Origin of the sequence: Qipengyuania nanhaisediminis (genome assembly GCF_900115585.1) — a bacterium.
Classification (GTDB): domain Bacteria; phylum Pseudomonadota; class Alphaproteobacteria; order Sphingomonadales; family Sphingomonadaceae; genus Qipengyuania; species Qipengyuania nanhaisediminis.
In genome coordinates, this window is sequence record NZ_FOWZ01000001.1 from 855,156 (window position 1) to 870,432 (window position 15,277).

A 15,277-nucleotide genomic window follows, 5' to 3' on the forward strand; every position below is an offset into this window, starting at 1 on the left:
TTTCTTAGAAAAGTCATGCCGTTCAGCTAACCCGCCGGAACCAGCTTCTCCACCAGCGCCCTGAGTTCGCTCGGCGTGGTGTGGCCGGCGACAATCTCGTGATAGCCGATGCCCGCCTTGCGTAGCGCTTCCTTCTTCACCGCATCGCGTGCGGCGGCGCTGGTGCCTGTGTGGTGTCCGCTGCCTTGGTATTCGAGCGCGTGCACGACCTGGCAATTCTCGTCCATCAGCGCGCAATCGACGCGCTTTGAATTGACCGCGAAATAGGCGTCCTTGTCGGGGCTGGCGAGGAATTCGCCGAGGCTCACCTGGGCCATCACCTGCCAGCCGGAATTGCGGCCGATCACCGCCTTGTCGAGCGCGTCGAACACCTTTGCTTCGGACTTGTTGAGTAGCGAGCGCGAGTTGAACTTGGCGCGGCTCACCAGCTTCAATTGGTCTGCTGCGAAATCGGCGCTGGCAGCCTGCTTGCGCTCCGCTTTTTCGATGGTTCTGAGGGTAGGGCCCTTCTTTCCGAATTTCTTTGCATTGCGGCCTTGCCAATAGGCCTTGCGCCTGGCCGCATCGGCCTTGGCCATCGTGCGTTCGAGGCCAATGCCGATCAGCGCGCCGACAAGCAGCACGAGAAGCAGTGCAACCGGACGGTCGAGGAGGAAGTTTACCGTTTCCATTCAGGGACTTTAGCCCGCTGCCGGTTTGCAAAGCGTAAATCGCCCAGCGCTGCTTTTCACGTCGCAATGATGAAGCTCACTCGTCCCATCATCACCACCGCCTGCGGGAAACGCGAGAAGCCTTTCGGTTTCCTACTCCGCCAAAATCTGCCTTTTCCTTACGGATGACCACTCGGCAATGTCCTGCCTTTACTCTCCGCGTCATCCGTCGCGACGGCTCGACCACCCAGCGAGGCGGACGTTTCCCCGCGCCATGTGTCAACTTAGCGCCAGACCCGCGAAACCGCACAGTCATGCGGGTTTGCGCCCCAAGGCGCCGGGTGACAGGGTGTCGCCTTTGTCGCCTTCGCTCCGGCCTCCTGCGGCGGCGGGCCGGCGCGCCCTACTTGACGGGACGGGGCCGGAGGGGGAAACTCTCGCCATGACCCAGACCGAAACCAACCGCGCGCTCATCACCAAGGCTTACGACGGACTGGCGAAGGGCGATCCGACGCATTTCACCGCCCTGTTCGACGAGAATATCGAATGGCGGGTCATGGGCTCTTCCACCTGGTCGAAACATCTGAAGGGTCTGGAGGCGGTGGAGCGCGACCTCGTAGGTCCGCTCTTCGCACGGATCGACGGGCCCTATCTCACCACGGCCGAACTGATCCTCGCCGATGGCGACCGCGTGGCCGTGATCGCCAAGGGCAATGCCGCCACGGTCGACGGCGCGCGCTACGACAACGACTATTGCTTCGTCTTCCGCCTGGAAGCCGGCAAGATCGTCGAAGTGCGCGAGTATATGGACACGATCCTGGCGGACGCGGCGCTGGGGGCTGGCTAGGGACGGATTTCGATTACAAATGTAGACATAGCGGTCAGGTGACGTTACCCCGTAAGCAGGTTCGATCGCTTGCGAGGGGTTTCAAATTGCGGAAAACGATATCGGCCAGCGCGCTGCTGGCCTGTGCAGCCATCGCGTTCACACTGCCCGAAACCGCCTCTGCGCAGGCGGATGCTGCGGGTGAAATCGAAGGGACGCAGCCTCACGGCGCCCATGACGACAAGATCGCGGCGATAGAGCAGGGCCTGCGTCCGGCCCTCGGAGCAAAGGGCGAGCCGGGTCCGGTCTGGACGCTCGCGGAAAGGATGGCCCACCACCGCGTGCCCGCCATCAGCATAGCGGTGGCGATCGACGGCGAGCTGGCCTGGGCGAGGGCTTACGGGGTGGCGCAAGCGGGGGGCAGCGAGGCGGTCGACACGGAAACGCTGTTCCAGGCCGCGTCCCTGTCGAAACCCGTCGCGGCGCTGGCGGCGCTGACGCTGGTCGACGAGGGAAGGGTCGATCTCGATGCGCCGGTGAACGATTATCTCTCCTCCTGGAAAATCCCGCAGAACGCCTTCACCGAGCAGCGCCCAGTCACCTTGCGCCACCTGCTGTCGCATCGCGCAGGGACGACCGTGCACGGGTTCCGGGGCTACGACATCGCTGAGGTCTATCCGTCGAGCGAACAGGTCCTGACGGGAGAGGCGCCGGCCAACACCCAGCCTATCGTGGTGGACAAGGTGCCGGGGGAGGGCCGCCGCTATTCGGGTGGCGGGTATCAGGTCGTCCAACTGTTGATCGAAGACGTCGCGACCACCCCGTTCGCGGATTACGTGACATCCCATGTCCTCGAACCCGCAGGACTGTCGCTCAGCAATTACGATTACGTGCAGCGCGGCAGCAATGTGGCGCGAGGGCACAGGGGCAAGGCATCGCAGGCCATGGAGGGGCACGGCTACTATGCCTATCCCGAAATGGCGGCGGCCGGGCTGTGGACGACGCCGAGCGAGCTTGTGCTGCTCGGCGGGAAGGTGGCCGATGCGCGACGGAATTCCGCAGGGTTGGTCTCGACAGAGCTGGCCAACCAGCTGGTGCCGGACAGCGCGGATGATCCGGGTCTCGGCTTCGGGCTCAACGCGCCCGGCGACGGGATCGTCTTCGTCCATAACGGGCATAATCCCGGATACAGCGCGCGCTGGTTCAACTATGCCGATGGCAGGGCGAGCGTGGCGATCCTCACCAATTCCGATACCGGAGGCGACCTGATCCGCGAGGTGGCGAGTGCGATCGGTCACATCTACGGCTGGAAACAGGACGCGTTTGAGGAACGGGAAACGATCGCCTTGTCCTCAGGCTGGCAAGACGCGGTTTCGGGCGGATATGCCTTCGACAGAGAAGCGGCCTCCCCGATCGTCGAGATTGAGGTTGAAAACGGCAAGCTGTGGATCGAGGGCGAGCTCGCCGAGCGTTCACCCTTTTACGCCACCTCGCGAACCGAGTTCTTCATCCCGTCGGGCTTGAACTTCACTCTCGAGCTTGGCCCCGATGGAGATGTCGAGGCGCTCGATATCGAAGGCGAAATACGCCTCGTGAAGCTGGACTGATCCTTACGCCACGTTCGCCGGTTGTTCGGTCTTGCGCACCAGGCTCCAGTCGTAGCCCAATTCCTTCACCCGCTGCTCCAGCAGGGTGCGGGTCGCAGTGTCGGGTTGCGGCCCGCGGGTAAGCATCCACAGGTAGCGGCCACTCGGTTCGCCCACGATGGACCAGGGGTAGAGGCCGTCGGCGCCCTGCTCCCCACGGTCGAGAACCCAGTAGTCGCCATAGAAGGGGCCGAAGAAGCTGACCTTCAGCTTCGCGCCCGCGCTGTCCTCCACGATCTTGGCCTTGCCGGTCGACTGGTCGAATTCACCGTCGAGGCTGTCCTTGTAACAGGAATTGACGACCTTGATCTTGCCGTCGTCACGCAGGGAATATTCCGCCGTCACGCCTTCGCACCCTTCCTGGAAGGGCGCTTCGTAGCGGCCGTATTCGTACCACTTGCCGAGATAGGCTTGCGTCTCGACGGGCTTTGCCGGTTGCGGGACGCTGGCATTGCCGACTGGCCCGGGCGTGCCGACACAGGCAGCGATGAGGGCAAGGGCCGGGGCGAGGATCAGGGAGCGGGTGGGTGTCATGGCCGATACAATCGTGCCGTTTTCCTCCGGTTCCCGACAGCGCGGAGGGTCAGGGCGTCAGTCCGCCCTGCTCGCGCCCTTCCCACCATGCGATGCGGCGGGGGCTGACCTCGATCAGGATTAGCCCGTCGGTATCGAGCCCGTTTTCGAACCATTTTTCGAGGTCCTTGACCCAGTGTTTCTCCAGCGTAGCGCGATCGCGATGGAGCTTGCCGGTGCCCTGGACCGAGCAGTAGAATTCGCCGCTGGTGTAGGTGGCACCGCATTCGTCGGAACGCTTGAGGTCGTCGTCGATGCGGCCGTCATCGGTGGCGAAATGAAAAGTGGTGCCGTCGCTCTCGCTCACGTCCTTGTTGTTCGACATGGGCCGCGCGGCAATCGCGCCCTCTTCCCCCGTCTTGGTGACCAGCATGGCGACATCGATGGATTTGAGTTTTTCGGCGATCTGGGCAAGCGAACGGTCGGACATGGGGTTCTCCGGCTGGAGGGATAGTGCCAAGTCAACGGGCGGATCTGCGATTGGTGCCCGGCGGCGCGGATGCATGCGATTGTGCTGGAAAGCGCTGTAAAAGCACCCATATCGATAGGTGGGACGGGTTAGAGAAAGAACACAAAGGAGCTTACCCATGCAGGTCCAGTTCAATTCCGACAGTTCGGTAATGGGCACGGAAAACGTCGCGGAACGCATTGAAGCCAGCGTGCGTGACAAGCTCGCAAGGTTCGAGGACCGGCTCACACGGGTGGAGATCCATGTACGTGACGAAAACGGACCAAAGCACGGCGCCGACGACAAGGCCTGCATGATCGAGGCGCGGCCCCGTGGCGGCAAGCCCATAGGGGTCACCGAACACGCATCCAAGGTCGACGATGCGGCCAGCAAGGCTGCGCGCACGCTTGCCCAGCGGCTCGAAAGGCAGTTCGGCAAGGCTGAGCGGCACGGTCACGATGCGCGTCCCGACAAGGTTCTGTAATTAAATTAGGCGTTTCGGCGAGGGCATGATAGTGCGCCCTCGCTGACGTCGAAATTTGCGACGGACTTCGGATTTTGACGACCGCCGCCTGCCCTTTTTCCCAAGGGCCCCGGCGCAAACCAGACGACGTTTTCCTTTCATCGGACGATTTGACGCACGACCCATGCGGCACGCTGCTGCGCGGGCAAATACGTTCTTGAAAGGAACACCACATGGCCAAGACTGGCACCGTAAAATTCTTCAACGCCGACAAGGGTTATGGCTTCATCCAGCCCGACGACGGTTCGCCCGACAGCTTCGTGCACATCACGGCAGTTCAGGCCGCTGGCATGCAGACCCTCGACAAGGACCAGCGTCTGAATTTTGACGTTGAGCAGGGTCGCAACGGCAAGGAAAGCGCCGTGAACCTCTCGGCTGCCGACTAAGCCAAGATACTTTTCGCGCGCCGCCGGAGCCACGAGCTCCGCGGCGCGCGAATTCTATCGTTTTTTCCTTACGGAGCCACGAGATGAGCCAGACTTACGAATTCTACTCCGCACGAGCCAGCGAGGCTGCAGCCGAGGCGAAAAAGGCCACGCTCGACAATGTCCGTCAGCGTGCGCTGCGCTCCGAGGCGACATGGCTGGGATTGGCCAAACAAGCGCGCGCCGTCGCCAAGCGCCGCGAAAAGATCGAGTTGGAGAAAGCGGCCGAACGAGAGGCTGCCGCCTCCTCCTGATTCCTGCCGTCAGGCCTTTCGAAACACCCTATCGCAAGTTTTACTCGGCTTGCCACATTCCCGACAAATTCGGAACATTCTCATCGTGTCGCCCGTTTGTCTTGCGAAGCGCCAGTCGGGTGGGCCGGCTGTTTTTGCGCTGTAAAAGCATACAAAGGGTACACACATGAAAAAGCTGACAATTGCTCTCGCATCTGCCGCCTCGCTCGCGATCGCCGCGTGCGCCGAAGAACCGGCCGACAATGCGGGCTATGATGACAATGCCGCTGCTGACCAGATGACGAATGACGACATGGCCCCGGGCACGATCGTCGAAGTTGCACAGGGTGACGAAACCTTCTCGACGCTGGTGAGCGCCGTGACCGCAGCTAACCTCGGCGAAACGCTTTCGGGCGAAGGTCCGTACACCGTGTTCGCGCCGACGAATGATGCGTTTGCCAAGATTCCGGAAGCAACGCTGACCGAGCTGACGACCAATGATACCGAAACGCTCGGCAACATCCTGACGTATCACGTCGTGGAAGGTAACGTCGACGCCGCTACGCTGACGCAGGCGATCACCGATGCAGGTGAAGGCGGATACACTATCAACACCGTGAACGGCGGCACGCTGACTGCCAATGTAGTGGACGGCAATGTGGTGCTGACCGACGCTGCCGGAGGTACGTCGACCGTGACTTCAACCGATCTCGCCGCATCGAATGGCGTGATCCACGTGATCGATACGGTCCTGATGCCCCAGTAAGCTGAGGCTTCAATTCCAAACTGAAAAGGCGGCCCTGCGAGGGGCCGCCTTTTTCATGTCCAGTGATGAGAAGAAAAGTCTAGAACCGCCTATCTTTCAGGGCGGCCGCGACGTCGATCGACTTGGCATTGCCGATCCGCACCTCACCCGAGTTTGCCTGGGCGGAAGTGGGAGCCGGCTGCGGAGGAGTCACAGCCTGCTTCTGTTCGGGAGGCTGCTGCTGCGGAACATACCCCGCCGACATCTGCTGCGATCGATCTGCGTTCAGGTCGCTATGAGCTAAGCGCTCGACATCCGCGTCGGAATAATACTGCTCGACACTTGCAAGCGTAGCCTGCTCCTGGCGATTGGCCCGGAGCATGGAACGTGCGTGAGCGGTGTCCCGATAACGGCCATGCAGTGCCAATTCGGCAACCGGAATCGTTCCTTCGTCGGTCTGTAGCGGGTATTGGTTTGGTGGCCGCTCGGAGGCTTTACGTGGTGTTTGAGGTACGAATGCAACCTGCGCTTCGGGCAAGCTATCCTGCGAAGAGCGCGCAATGATCGGGCTGTCGCCGATAGCACTACCGCCGACCGCGCCACCGACTGCCACGACTGCCGCGGCGACTAGGAGGTGAGGACTGATCTTCATGCAAAAACAACAAAACGCCCCCCCGATGGGTTCCCGCATGCGAGGCTTGGCCTGCTGGAGTGTTTCCTCCACCTTCGCTAACGTCCGTCCTGGATATTGAGGGAGCGATTGATGGTCAGTTTGCGCGCGCGTGTTTTCGAATTTGTCCTGCCTTTGCTCGGGATCAAGCGCTTCTTTTCCCAGCCCGACAAGATGGACAAGAGGATATCCAAGATGCGCCGGGCACAATCGCCCCGCCCCTCAAAGAGTGCGCACAGCGACTTCGTGATTAGTGAGGACACAAGCAGAGGCTATCCGCTGGTCTCGCTGGAACCCCGCGAGACCGGCGAAAAATCGGGTCTTCATCTCCTGTATTTTCACGGCGGCGGTTACGTCATGGATATCGCAGCGCTGCATTGGGATGCAATCGTCAAGCTCTGCAGTCATGCCGAGGCATCGGCGAGCGTTCCGATCTATCCCTTGGCACCGGAAGTGACGGTCCAGACCACGCTCCCGGCAATGCGGGCCTTGTATGACGAGCTGGCGCAGAAATATGGCGCCGGGAATATCGCAATTGCGGGCGACAGCGCGGGCGGCGGCATGGCGCTGGCGCTGGCACAGGATCTCGCCAAGGACAGCGAGGCGCTGCCGAATTCCCTCACGCTGTTCTCGCCATGGGTGGATGCCAGCGCGTCTGGCGAAGGAATGGCTGCGATCGACCCCTACGACAAGTTGCTCTCGCCCCAGGGACTGGAAGCGTGCGGCAGGCGGTATGCGGGCGGGCTGGACCTCGAAGACACAAGGCTTAGCCCCCTGTTCGGGAATCTGGACGATTTGCCGCCCACCGGCATTTTCGTCGGCACGCGCGACATCCTGCTGGTCGATGCCCGCCGCCTGCGCGACAAGATGGAAGCCGCCGGAAACCCGCCTGCTCTCTATCGAGAAGCGGATCGCATGCAGCATGTCTGGATGATACTGCCGATACCCGAAGGCGCCGCAGCGCTAGAGGAAGCGGCGTCGTTTATGCGGAAATTGCACAAGGAAGCTGCGCAGTGAAAACCATACCCACCCTTCTATCGCTCGCATTCCTGGCCGGGTGCGGGGCTGGAAACAGCGAGATCGAGGACGACGCCGAGGCCTTTTCCGGGATTGCGGATGACGAAGTCGTCAGCCTTGCGGGGACAGAACCTTTCTGGAGCGTCGAGATCGAGGGCGATGAAGCTACTTTCAGCAGTCCCGAAAACCTTGAAGGTACCAGTTTCCCGGTCGAACGTTTCGCGGGTCTCAACGGGATCAGCTTCTCGGGCCGCCTGGAGGGCGAGAGCTTCGATGCGATGGTGACACCCGGGGATTGTTCCGACGGGATGAGCGATCGCACCTATCCCTATACAGTCACGATTTCATGGGGGGCGGATCAACTGGTCGGGTGCGGCTACACGGACAGGCAGCCGTTTAGCGGGCCCGAAATGCCTTGATCGCGCGGAATTGCGAAAGCGTATCGGAACCGAACGCCGGATAGAAAGCTGACGAAGAATGCGTGAAATTCCAAGCTATCCGAAGTGGCTCGGCCTGGCAGGCCTGTTGCCGCAAATGGCCTGCGTGGCAATCGTCCTGTTCGGCCCCGAGGCTTGGCACGATGCGGCTCGAGGCATCGCTGCTGTCTACGCCGCCCTGATCCTGAGCTTCCTTGGAGGCATGTGGTGGGGCTTGGCGGCGGGGGCACCCGCTGCCGAAAGGCGTAGCGCCTTGCGCTGGGTCTGGATCGCAGCCGTTACGCCCAGCCTCGTCGCCCTTGCTAGCCTTGCCCCGATGGTTGTCGGGTCGAGCACGCCGGAACCGTCTTTGGTCATGCTGGGCGCTGCACTGCTGCTCAGTCTGGGCGTGGACGCACGCCTCGGCCGGCTGGCGCCGCCTTGGTGGATGCAGTTGCGGGTGCCGTTATCCGTGCTGCTCGGATCGGCTACGATCGCAACTGCGTTGGCGTAACGCCCGGATCAGTAAAGACCGGGGTTGGTCCTCTCGAATTCGCTGGGACGATCCTTGACCAGCAGCCGGCGTTTGGAAGTGCTCGACTGGGCGCTCTGGACGCCGGTGATCGACGTGCAAGAGCGTCCGGCCATAAAATCGAGAGCTGCGCTGATCGAAGGTTCGGCAGGGTCGCCCAGCGGCTCGAAGATATTATCCGGTGCCGCACAGGTCTTCTGGACCACGCTGGCGAGGCCATCGAAGTACTCGCCCTGGTCGTTGGCATTCACTGTCTTGAACGTCACGGCCCGCAGGCGATCATCGCAGGCCGACCGGTCGAAGGCGAACTGCCCCACTGGCTTGCCGAACGTATTGGAGCCGACCAAAGCGAGATTTTCGCCAAGGTAGGGGATGAAGGAGTTGGTCACCAGTTCGCTGGCAGACGCGGTGCTTCGCGTGCCGATCACGGCAAGTTTAGTGACGGCAATCTGCTCTGGAATGTTCTGGAATAGCTCGGTCGAATTCTCGGCGCTCTTCGACGGACGAAGGACGGTTTTCGAGAAGACTTGCCCTTCCAGCCCTTCGGCCATCAAGTCGCCCAGGGTGTTGGCGACATCTACCAGGCCGCCGCCGTTATAGCGTAGGTCCAGGATAATCTTGGTGATGCCCTGCGCCTTCAATTGCTGGAATGCGGCGCGCAATTGCGGGTCCGCATCTTGGGAGAAGAAGGTGCGCAGGTTGATGTAGGCGACGTTATCGGTTCCATCGTTGAGGATAACGACGCCGTAGCGGTCCGAAATCGGGTCGAGCGTGTAATCTGCCTTGGTCACGCTGACATTGCGCGTCACGCCGTCAGTGCCACGGATAGTGAAGTCGCGCCTGACCCCCGGGTCGCTCGGACCAAGGGCATTGAGCACTGCGTTGGTGCCGCCGCTCTGAAACAGGGCTTCTACGGATTGACCGTTGATCGAAAGGATTTCGGTGCCGCGGTCGAAGCCTGCGTCGAAGGCGGGGCCTGTCTCGTATACTTCGGCTGCGAAGAGCCTGCTCACGCCGTCGGTGGTAAGGCGGATACCGAGGCCTGCGCGCGAACCCTGGAGAGCCTCGTTCTCTTCCTGGATGGAAGTGAGATAGGTGAATCCCCGATCCTTGTTCTGCGCGGCAGCCTGCGCGACCAGGGCATCGATGTAACTTTGCACATCGGAATATTGAGCCTTGTTGACGTTGAGGTTCAACAAGTCGGGGAAGAGATACCATTCGTTGAGAACGTCGCGCGCCCAATCCTGCCGGGCCGACAGGGAGCAGGTCGTATTCCCGCCGCCACCGCTGCTTCCGCCGCCAACGACGGGACCTGACGGACTGCTGTCGCCTCCGCCTCCGCAAGCGGCAAGAGACACGGCAAGCGTAGCAGTCAGAATGGTGCGACCCACAGGCATAGTATTTCCCTCCAGAACCCCGGCGATTACCGCCGCAAGGCTGCCTAGTGATTGCGCAATTAACCCCTTGTGAGCAAGAGCGCGGTGTCAGTTATCGCCTTTCGGTGGAAAACAGGGCGTATTTCTCCTCAAAACGGTGCAAATTCGCTCTCCCGTGGTGGCGTTTCCTCCGGCGCTGTGCCTAGTCTTGGCGGCTAATCGGGGCATTGCGCCCGAAATTACGGAGTTCGAGTGGTGAGTACGGTGGTTCCAGACTGGATCCAGAAGGCTGTCGGAGAAGGCGAGGTGAAAGCCGAATTGACTGCAGCCCGTGTCGCAGAAGAAAAGGCGCTGGCTCGGTCGGGCTTCTCCATGACCAGCCCTGCGTTCAAGCATGGCGGCGAACTCGATCCCAGCTTCACCGCTTGCGAAGACGACGCGGTTGCCCCGCCGCTGGAATGGACCGCGCCGCCCCCGGGTTCGCAGGAACTCGTTCTCGTCGTCGAGGATATAGAGCGCGGCGACGTCCACTGGCTCGTCTGGGGTCTCAAGGCACAGAAAGGCGCCCTGTTCGAAGGCGAAGTGCCGCCGCGCACGGGCAAGAACGCGAAGGGCAACTCCGAATGGTTGCTTCCCGACCCGCCGTTGGGGGTCCAGCATCGCTACGCCTTCCAGCTGTTCGCGCTCGATCTGCCGCTGACGCTGATGCCGGGCGCGAAGCACGAAGACCTGATCAAGACCATGGCGAACCACGTCACCGCGGTCGCGATCCTCACGGCCCGTTTCGAAGGCCATGAGGTCGAAGAATGGGATGCCGAAGATGAATTCGACATCTGATAATACCAAGAAAAGCCAACTGAAAGGAACCTGAAATGGCTGGCAAGAACAACGCACTGCAGAAGCCGGTGAACCTCTCGCCCGAGCTTGAGAATGTGGTCGGCAAGGGTCCGATGACCCGCGCCCAGGTCACGTCCAAGGTGTGGGATCACATCAAGGCGAACGACCTGCAGGATTCGAAGGATCGCCGCATGATCAATCCCGACGACAAGCTCGGAGCCGTCATCGGCAAGGAACAGATTTCCATGTTCAAGATGACCGGTGCTGTTTCCAAGCACATGAGCTGATCATCAGGTTGGGCGGCGTCGCGGCCAGTCCGTGACGCCGCCGACCCACAAGGCCAGCCAGATCAGGATCGGCTGGGCCACCATGCGGGGCACATGATAGGCAAGCCCCAGGCCGTTATCTTCGCGCGCCATATCCATCATGAAATGATTGATGTTCGCCGGAAAGACGCAAAGCGCATAGAGCGCCAATCCTATCCCGCCCCACCGCCTCAGATTGCGCGACCACGGTTGCACCAGCGCGATTGCGCCCGCGATTTCAGCGATGCCCGTCCAGAACACCACGGCTTCGGGGGCCGGGACGGCATCAGGCATGATCGTCAGGAACGGGGCAGGATCGGCGATATGCGCCCACCCCGCCAGTGCATAGAAGGCGGCCAGGATCCAGCGTAGCGCGACACGGATCACTCTTCGACTACCTCGACGCCATTACCGAAAGCGATGTGATCCTTGATCTCGCCCGCCGCATCCTTTGGATTGGGGTAATACCAAGCGGCATCGGTGTTGATGTCGCCTCCCGCATTGATCGAGTGATATTGCGCCACGCCCTTCCAAGAACACACGGTCGTCTTGTCGCTCGGCACCAGTGCGCTGCGGGCTACCGAGGACGGGGGGAAATAATGATTTCCTTCCACGACCAGGGTCTCGTCGCTGCGCGCGATTTCCTCGCCGTTCCAAAGTGCCGTTACAGTCATACCTAGGTCCTTTCATTCGCGCTTTGTATCGCTACAACAGCCGCCGGACACGCCCCGTTCCGAGGAGAGATATTACATGATCCGTATCGCCGCAGCATTCTTTGTGACGTCGTGTCTCGCGACTGGCCCGGTCGCCGCGCAGGACAGGGCCGATGCAGTCGCTGCCGCCGCGCTTGAGGCGGCGCCGGTATGGGACGGCCACAACGATGTGCCGATCCAGCTGCGAGCCCGGTTCGACAATCGGATCAACGATTTCGATTTCAGCGATACGCTGGACACAGCCACGGATGTGCGCGCTGCCATGCATAGCGATCTCGTGCGTCTTCGCCGAGGCAAGGTCGGCGCGCAGTGGTGGTCGGTCTATGTCAGCGCTTCCTTGCCCGAACCCGAAGCGGTGCAGGCAACGATCGAGCAGATCGACGTGACCAAGCGCCTCATCGAGGCCAATTCCGATGCCATGGCGCTCGCGCTGACGGCGGACGATGTCGAAGCCGCCATGGCCGAGGGTAAGATCGCCTCGCTGATGGGGATGGAAGGTGGACATTCGATCGGCAACAGCCTGGCCGTGCTGCGCCAGATGTATGCGATGGGCGCGCGCTACATGACGCTGACGCACGGTCGTACGCTGGACTGGGCGGACAGCGCGACCGATGCCCCGCGTCATGGCGGGCTGAATGATTTCGGGATGGACGTGGTGCGCGAAATGAACCGGATCGGCATGCTCGTCGATCTCAGCCATGTCAGCGAAGAGGCAATGCACGACGCGCTGGACGTTGCTGGGGCTGCGGTCATCTTCAGCCATTCGGGTGCGCGCGCGGTGACCGGTCACCTGCGCAACGTTCCCGACAGCGTACTGGCTCGGCTGCCGCAAAACGGCGGGATCGTCATGGTCGTCGCCCTGCCATGGTTCATCACCGAAGACCTGCGCCAGCATGCCGCGAACAAGGCGGCGGAAGAGGCGCGGCTCAAAGCGCTTTACCCCGGCCTGCCGGGCACCGTGGCCGCCGAGCTTGCGCGGTGGGAGGCGAACAACCGGCAGCCCGCGTCGACCATTTCCGACATGGCCGACCATATCGATCACGTGCGCGATGTCGCCGGGATCGACCATATCGGCATCGGCGGCGATTATGACGGCATGCCCACCGGCCCGGTCGGGATGGAAGACGTAACCGGATATCCCGCGCTCTTCGCCGAACTGGCGCGCCGCGGATATTCGCAGGCTGATCTAGAGAAGATAGCGAGCCGCAACATGATGCGGGTGATGCGCGAGGCGGAAGCCTATGCAGCAAGCCGTTCGGGCGTGGCTCCGATCGAGTATGCGGTTGGCGCCCCGCGCGCGGCGGAAAACTGAACCCTATCTACAGGGGTCGTGACCCCAGTTCTTGAGTGAATAGCGCCAGTCGCTGTTCTCGATATCGCCGGACGGTTTCTGGGCAAGGTGACGGTGGATATAGCCGATCACTTTGTTCATGTGATCATACTGATCGTCTGACAGGTCATCCTTGTTCGTGCGCTTGATCTCGACGATCCTGCGCCCCGACTTGTGACCCGTGCTTTCACCACCTTCGCTATCGCCGACCGATCTGGATTCCTCGGTGTCGAGCCATTCTTCGAGTTCCTTCGGCTGCATGTTCACGCAGTCGTAAAACTCGTCGTAGACATCGTCCTTCTTCTCCTGATCCATCAATCGTCGTCTGCAGTTTCGGGCAGGTCGGAACGGTCGGTGGAAGCCATTTCCTCCAGTTCGCTCTCGGACATGCTTTCGTACATTTCCACGGAAGCACCCTGTAGGTCCGACTTGTCGGTTTCGCCGCGCTTGGCTGCAAGGGCGGCGCCCGCAGCCTGCTGCTGCGCCTTGGATTTGGCTTTTGGCATGGTGTCAGTCCTGCGCTTCGAGCTCTGAACCAAGCTTCAGGACTTCGTCGCCGTCTTCCTGCTTGATCAGGTAGGCGGGATTGTCTTCGCTGCCGTCACGGGTGACTTCGCTGCCCTGGAGGGTGCGAGTGACCTCACGTTCGAACCGGTCCTTGATCTGGCCCTTTGCAGTGCCATTGCCCCAATCCCACTTGACGTACTGATCGGTCTGGAAACTGTTCGAATTGCTCATGAGGTCACCTCGGCTCCTTAGTTTTCAATAACTTCGACACCGTCGTCATAAGTCGTCTGGTCTTCGAGAGGTTCCGATGCGTCCTGGTCGTTACCAAGGTCGGTTTCACTGGGCACACCGACGATGCTGTCGGTATCGTCGCCGCCTTCCATCGACGAAATCTCGCCGCTGACGGTCGCTTCTTCTTCGATATCGCCCTGCGTCATCGCCGGAATGATCCAGACGATCGACATCAGGAGGACGGCAAGGATCAGCCCGCCGGCAAGGATCCAGCGCACGACGCCTTCCTTGGAGCCGCCGCTCGCTTCCTGCTCGTCGATATGAATTTCGTCACCTTCTTTGTGCACGCGAATACTCCCTGTTTTGCGCGATCCCGCGTTTCAGGGCTTTCTACGGTCAAAGCGGGCTTATGTTCCGCCCGGGTCAGTCGCGCAGGAGGTCGTTTATCCCGGTTTTCTCGCGCGTCTGGGCGTCCACGGTCTTTACGATGACCGCACAGGCGAGGCCGGGGCCACCGTCCTTGCCCGGCAGCGAACCGGGCACGACGACCGAGTAGGGCGGGATGTGGCCGCGAATGACCTCGCCCGTGTCGCGATAGACGATCTTGGTGGACTGGGTGATGAAAACGCCCATGGCGACGACGCTGCCTTCGCCCACGATCACGCCTTCCACGATTTCGCTACGCGCGCCGATAAAGCAGTTGTCGCCGATGATCGTCGGGTTTGCCTGCATGGGCTCCAGCACGCCGCCGATGCCTGCACCTGCCGAGATGTGGCAGTTCTCGCCGATCTGCGCGCAGCTACCGATGCTGGCCCAGGTATCGACCATCGTGCCCTTGCCGACATAGGCGCCGATGTTGACGAAGCTCGGCATCAGGACGCAGCCCGGCGCAATGTAGGAGCCTTCGCGGGCGATAGCGCCTGGTACCACGCGGAAACCCGCCTCGCGGAAACGCGCGTCGTCCCAGCCGGCGAACTTGCTCGGCACCTTGTCGAAGGCCGGATGACCGGCGCTGCCGCCTTCCATGACGACATTGTCGTTGAGGCGGAAGGACAGGAGAACTGCTTTCTTCAACCACTGGTTGACCGTCCAGCCACCTTTGCCGTCGGGTTCGGCCACTCGGCCTTCGCCGCTGTCCAGCAGGGCGAGACCCGCCTCCACCGCTTCGCGCACCTCGGTGCTCTGCGGGGTGACGTTGGCGCGGTCTTCCCACGCGGCTTCGATGCGGCTTTCGAGGTCGGCGCTCATGCTGGTCTCCGTATTGATTTCGGAGA

At 61.5% G+C, this 15,277-nt stretch carries 24 protein-coding genes; 12 read left to right on the top strand and 12 right to left on the bottom strand.

From position 1 onward, the window contains the following. Nucleotides 1–26: 26 nt before the first annotated feature. Nucleotides 27–671 (bottom strand): DUF2726 domain-containing protein, encoded by a 645-nt coding sequence (locus tag BM173_RS04340; protein WP_090477601.1) that lies wholly within the window; start codon nucleotides 669–671, stop codon nucleotides 27–29. 421 nt (nucleotides 672–1,092) lie between these two features. Here BM173_RS04340 and BM173_RS14550 point away from each other — a divergent pair, with 421 nt between their 5' ends. Next, the gene (locus BM173_RS14550) at nucleotides 1,093–1,497 is read left to right on the top strand and encodes a nuclear transport factor 2 family protein (protein ID WP_177201799.1); all 405 of its coding nucleotides are present in this window, start codon (nucleotides 1,093–1,095) and stop codon (nucleotides 1,495–1,497) included. 86 nt (nucleotides 1,498–1,583) lie between these two features. Continuing rightward, nucleotides 1,584–3,083 (top strand): serine hydrolase domain-containing protein, encoded by a 1,500-nt coding sequence (locus BM173_RS04350; RefSeq protein ID WP_090477604.1) that lies wholly within the window; start codon nucleotides 1,584–1,586, stop codon nucleotides 3,081–3,083. 3 nt (nucleotides 3,084–3,086) lie between these two features. Here the strand turns inward: BM173_RS04350 and BM173_RS04355 are convergent, their stop codons facing one another. After that, on the bottom strand, nucleotides 3,087–3,656 hold the full coding sequence (locus tag BM173_RS04355; protein ID WP_090477606.1) for a lipocalin family protein: 570 nt from the start codon (nucleotides 3,654–3,656) through the stop codon (nucleotides 3,087–3,089). 49 nt (nucleotides 3,657–3,705) lie between these two features. Then, entirely contained in the window at nucleotides 3,706–4,125 is a 420-nt protein-coding gene (locus BM173_RS04360; RefSeq protein WP_090477608.1) for a pyridoxamine 5'-phosphate oxidase family protein, read from the bottom strand. A 157-nt stretch (nucleotides 4,126–4,282) separates the two neighbouring features. Here BM173_RS04360 and BM173_RS04365 point away from each other — a divergent pair, with 157 nt between their 5' ends. From BM173_RS04365 to BM173_RS04380, 4 genes are all read left to right on the top strand, one after another. Continuing rightward, a complete protein-coding gene (locus BM173_RS04365) occupies nucleotides 4,283–4,627 on the top strand; it encodes an HPF/RaiA family ribosome-associated protein (RefSeq protein ID WP_090477610.1) in 345 nt (114 codons plus the stop codon). A gap of 212 nt (nucleotides 4,628–4,839) precedes the next feature. Then, nucleotides 4,840–5,052 (top strand): cold-shock protein, encoded by a 213-nt coding sequence (locus BM173_RS04370; RefSeq protein ID WP_090477611.1) that lies wholly within the window; start codon nucleotides 4,840–4,842, stop codon nucleotides 5,050–5,052. A gap of 83 nt (nucleotides 5,053–5,135) precedes the next feature. Next, entirely contained in the window at nucleotides 5,136–5,345 is a 210-nt protein-coding gene (locus BM173_RS04375) for a hypothetical protein (RefSeq protein WP_090477613.1), read from the top strand. Between the two features lie 166 nt (nucleotides 5,346–5,511). Next, nucleotides 5,512–6,090, top strand: a complete 579-nt coding sequence (locus BM173_RS04380; protein WP_090477615.1) for a fasciclin domain-containing protein — start codon at nucleotides 5,512–5,514, stop codon at nucleotides 6,088–6,090. Nucleotides 6,091–6,169: 79 nt separating this feature from the next. On the opposite strand, the gene BM173_RS04385 is transcribed toward BM173_RS04380, so the two are convergent. Beyond that, a complete protein-coding gene (locus tag BM173_RS04385) occupies nucleotides 6,170–6,721 on the bottom strand; it encodes a hypothetical protein (protein ID WP_143089565.1) in 552 nt (183 codons plus the stop codon). Between the two features lie 111 nt (nucleotides 6,722–6,832). On the opposite strand from BM173_RS04385, the gene BM173_RS04390 reads away from it, so the two are divergent. From BM173_RS04390 to BM173_RS04400, 3 genes are read left to right on the top strand one after another with little or no spacing between them, the layout of a single operon-like run. Then, nucleotides 6,833–7,756 carry an alpha/beta hydrolase fold domain-containing protein gene (locus BM173_RS04390; RefSeq protein WP_090477618.1) on the top strand — a complete coding sequence of 308 codons (924 nt, stop codon included), beginning with the start codon at nucleotides 6,833–6,835 and terminating at the stop codon, nucleotides 7,754–7,756. Further along, a complete protein-coding gene (locus BM173_RS04395) occupies nucleotides 7,753–8,175 on the top strand; it encodes a COG3650 family protein (protein ID WP_245755751.1) in 423 nt (140 codons plus the stop codon). Before BM173_RS04390 ends, BM173_RS04395 begins: the two co-directional genes overlap by 4 nt. Before the next feature lie 58 nt (nucleotides 8,176–8,233). Beyond that, the gene (locus tag BM173_RS04400; protein ID WP_090477620.1) at nucleotides 8,234–8,686 is read left to right on the top strand and encodes a DUF3429 domain-containing protein; all 453 of its coding nucleotides are present in this window, start codon (nucleotides 8,234–8,236) and stop codon (nucleotides 8,684–8,686) included. An 8-nt stretch (nucleotides 8,687–8,694) separates the two neighbouring features. Here BM173_RS04400 and BM173_RS04405 read toward each other — a convergent pair whose 3' ends face one another. After that, a complete protein-coding gene (locus tag BM173_RS04405; protein WP_090477622.1) occupies nucleotides 8,695–10,101 on the bottom strand; it encodes a S41 family peptidase in 1,407 nt (468 codons plus the stop codon). A gap of 234 nt (nucleotides 10,102–10,335) precedes the next feature. Between BM173_RS04405 and BM173_RS04410 the strand changes: the two genes are divergently transcribed. Next, nucleotides 10,336–10,917, top strand: coding sequence for a YbhB/YbcL family Raf kinase inhibitor-like protein (locus tag BM173_RS04410; RefSeq protein WP_090477624.1), 582 nt, complete (start codon nucleotides 10,336–10,338; stop codon nucleotides 10,915–10,917). A gap of 35 nt (nucleotides 10,918–10,952) precedes the next feature. After that, the gene (locus tag BM173_RS04415; RefSeq protein WP_006833160.1) at nucleotides 10,953–11,204 is read left to right on the top strand and encodes an SWIB/MDM2 domain-containing protein; all 252 of its coding nucleotides are present in this window, start codon (nucleotides 10,953–10,955) and stop codon (nucleotides 11,202–11,204) included. Nucleotides 11,205–11,207: 3 nt separating this feature from the next. Here BM173_RS04415 and BM173_RS04420 read toward each other — a convergent pair whose 3' ends face one another. Together BM173_RS04420 and BM173_RS04425 are read right to left on the bottom strand one after the other, a co-directional pair. Then, entirely contained in the window at nucleotides 11,208–11,609 is a 402-nt protein-coding gene (locus BM173_RS04420; protein WP_090477625.1) for a DoxX family protein, read from the bottom strand. Beyond that, complete coding sequence (locus tag BM173_RS04425) at nucleotides 11,606–11,896, bottom strand: DUF427 domain-containing protein (protein WP_090477627.1); 291 nt, start codon at nucleotides 11,894–11,896, stop codon at nucleotides 11,606–11,608. Before BM173_RS04425 ends, BM173_RS04420 begins: the two co-directional genes overlap by 4 nt. Nucleotides 11,897–11,972: 76 nt before the next feature. Between BM173_RS04425 and BM173_RS04430 the strand changes: the two genes are divergently transcribed. Further along, the gene (locus BM173_RS04430; protein WP_090477629.1) at nucleotides 11,973–13,247 is read left to right on the top strand and encodes a dipeptidase; all 1,275 of its coding nucleotides are present in this window, start codon (nucleotides 11,973–11,975) and stop codon (nucleotides 13,245–13,247) included. 3 nt (nucleotides 13,248–13,250) lie between these two features. Here the strand turns inward: BM173_RS04430 and BM173_RS04435 are convergent, their stop codons facing one another. From BM173_RS04435 to dapD, 5 genes are all read right to left on the bottom strand, one after another. Then, a complete protein-coding gene (locus BM173_RS04435) occupies nucleotides 13,251–13,580 on the bottom strand; it encodes a DUF3140 domain-containing protein (RefSeq protein WP_090477631.1) in 330 nt (109 codons plus the stop codon). Continuing rightward, nucleotides 13,580–13,771 (bottom strand): DUF3008 family protein, encoded by a 192-nt coding sequence (locus BM173_RS04440; RefSeq protein ID WP_090477633.1) that lies wholly within the window; start codon nucleotides 13,769–13,771, stop codon nucleotides 13,580–13,582. Before BM173_RS04440 ends, BM173_RS04435 begins: the two co-directional genes overlap by 1 nt. Before the next feature lie 4 nt (nucleotides 13,772–13,775). Further along, nucleotides 13,776–14,003 (bottom strand): hypervirulence associated TUDOR domain-containing protein, encoded by a 228-nt coding sequence (locus BM173_RS04445; RefSeq protein ID WP_090477636.1) that lies wholly within the window; start codon nucleotides 14,001–14,003, stop codon nucleotides 13,776–13,778. A 17-nt stretch (nucleotides 14,004–14,020) separates the two neighbouring features. Next, entirely contained in the window at nucleotides 14,021–14,350 is a 330-nt protein-coding gene (locus tag BM173_RS04450; protein WP_090477639.1) for a hypothetical protein, read from the bottom strand. Nucleotides 14,351–14,426: 76 nt separating this feature from the next. Beyond that, a complete protein-coding gene (gene dapD, locus BM173_RS04455) occupies nucleotides 14,427–15,251 on the bottom strand; it encodes a 2,3,4,5-tetrahydropyridine-2,6-dicarboxylate N-succinyltransferase (RefSeq protein WP_090477642.1) in 825 nt (274 codons plus the stop codon). Nucleotides 15,252–15,277 lie beyond the last annotated feature (26 nt).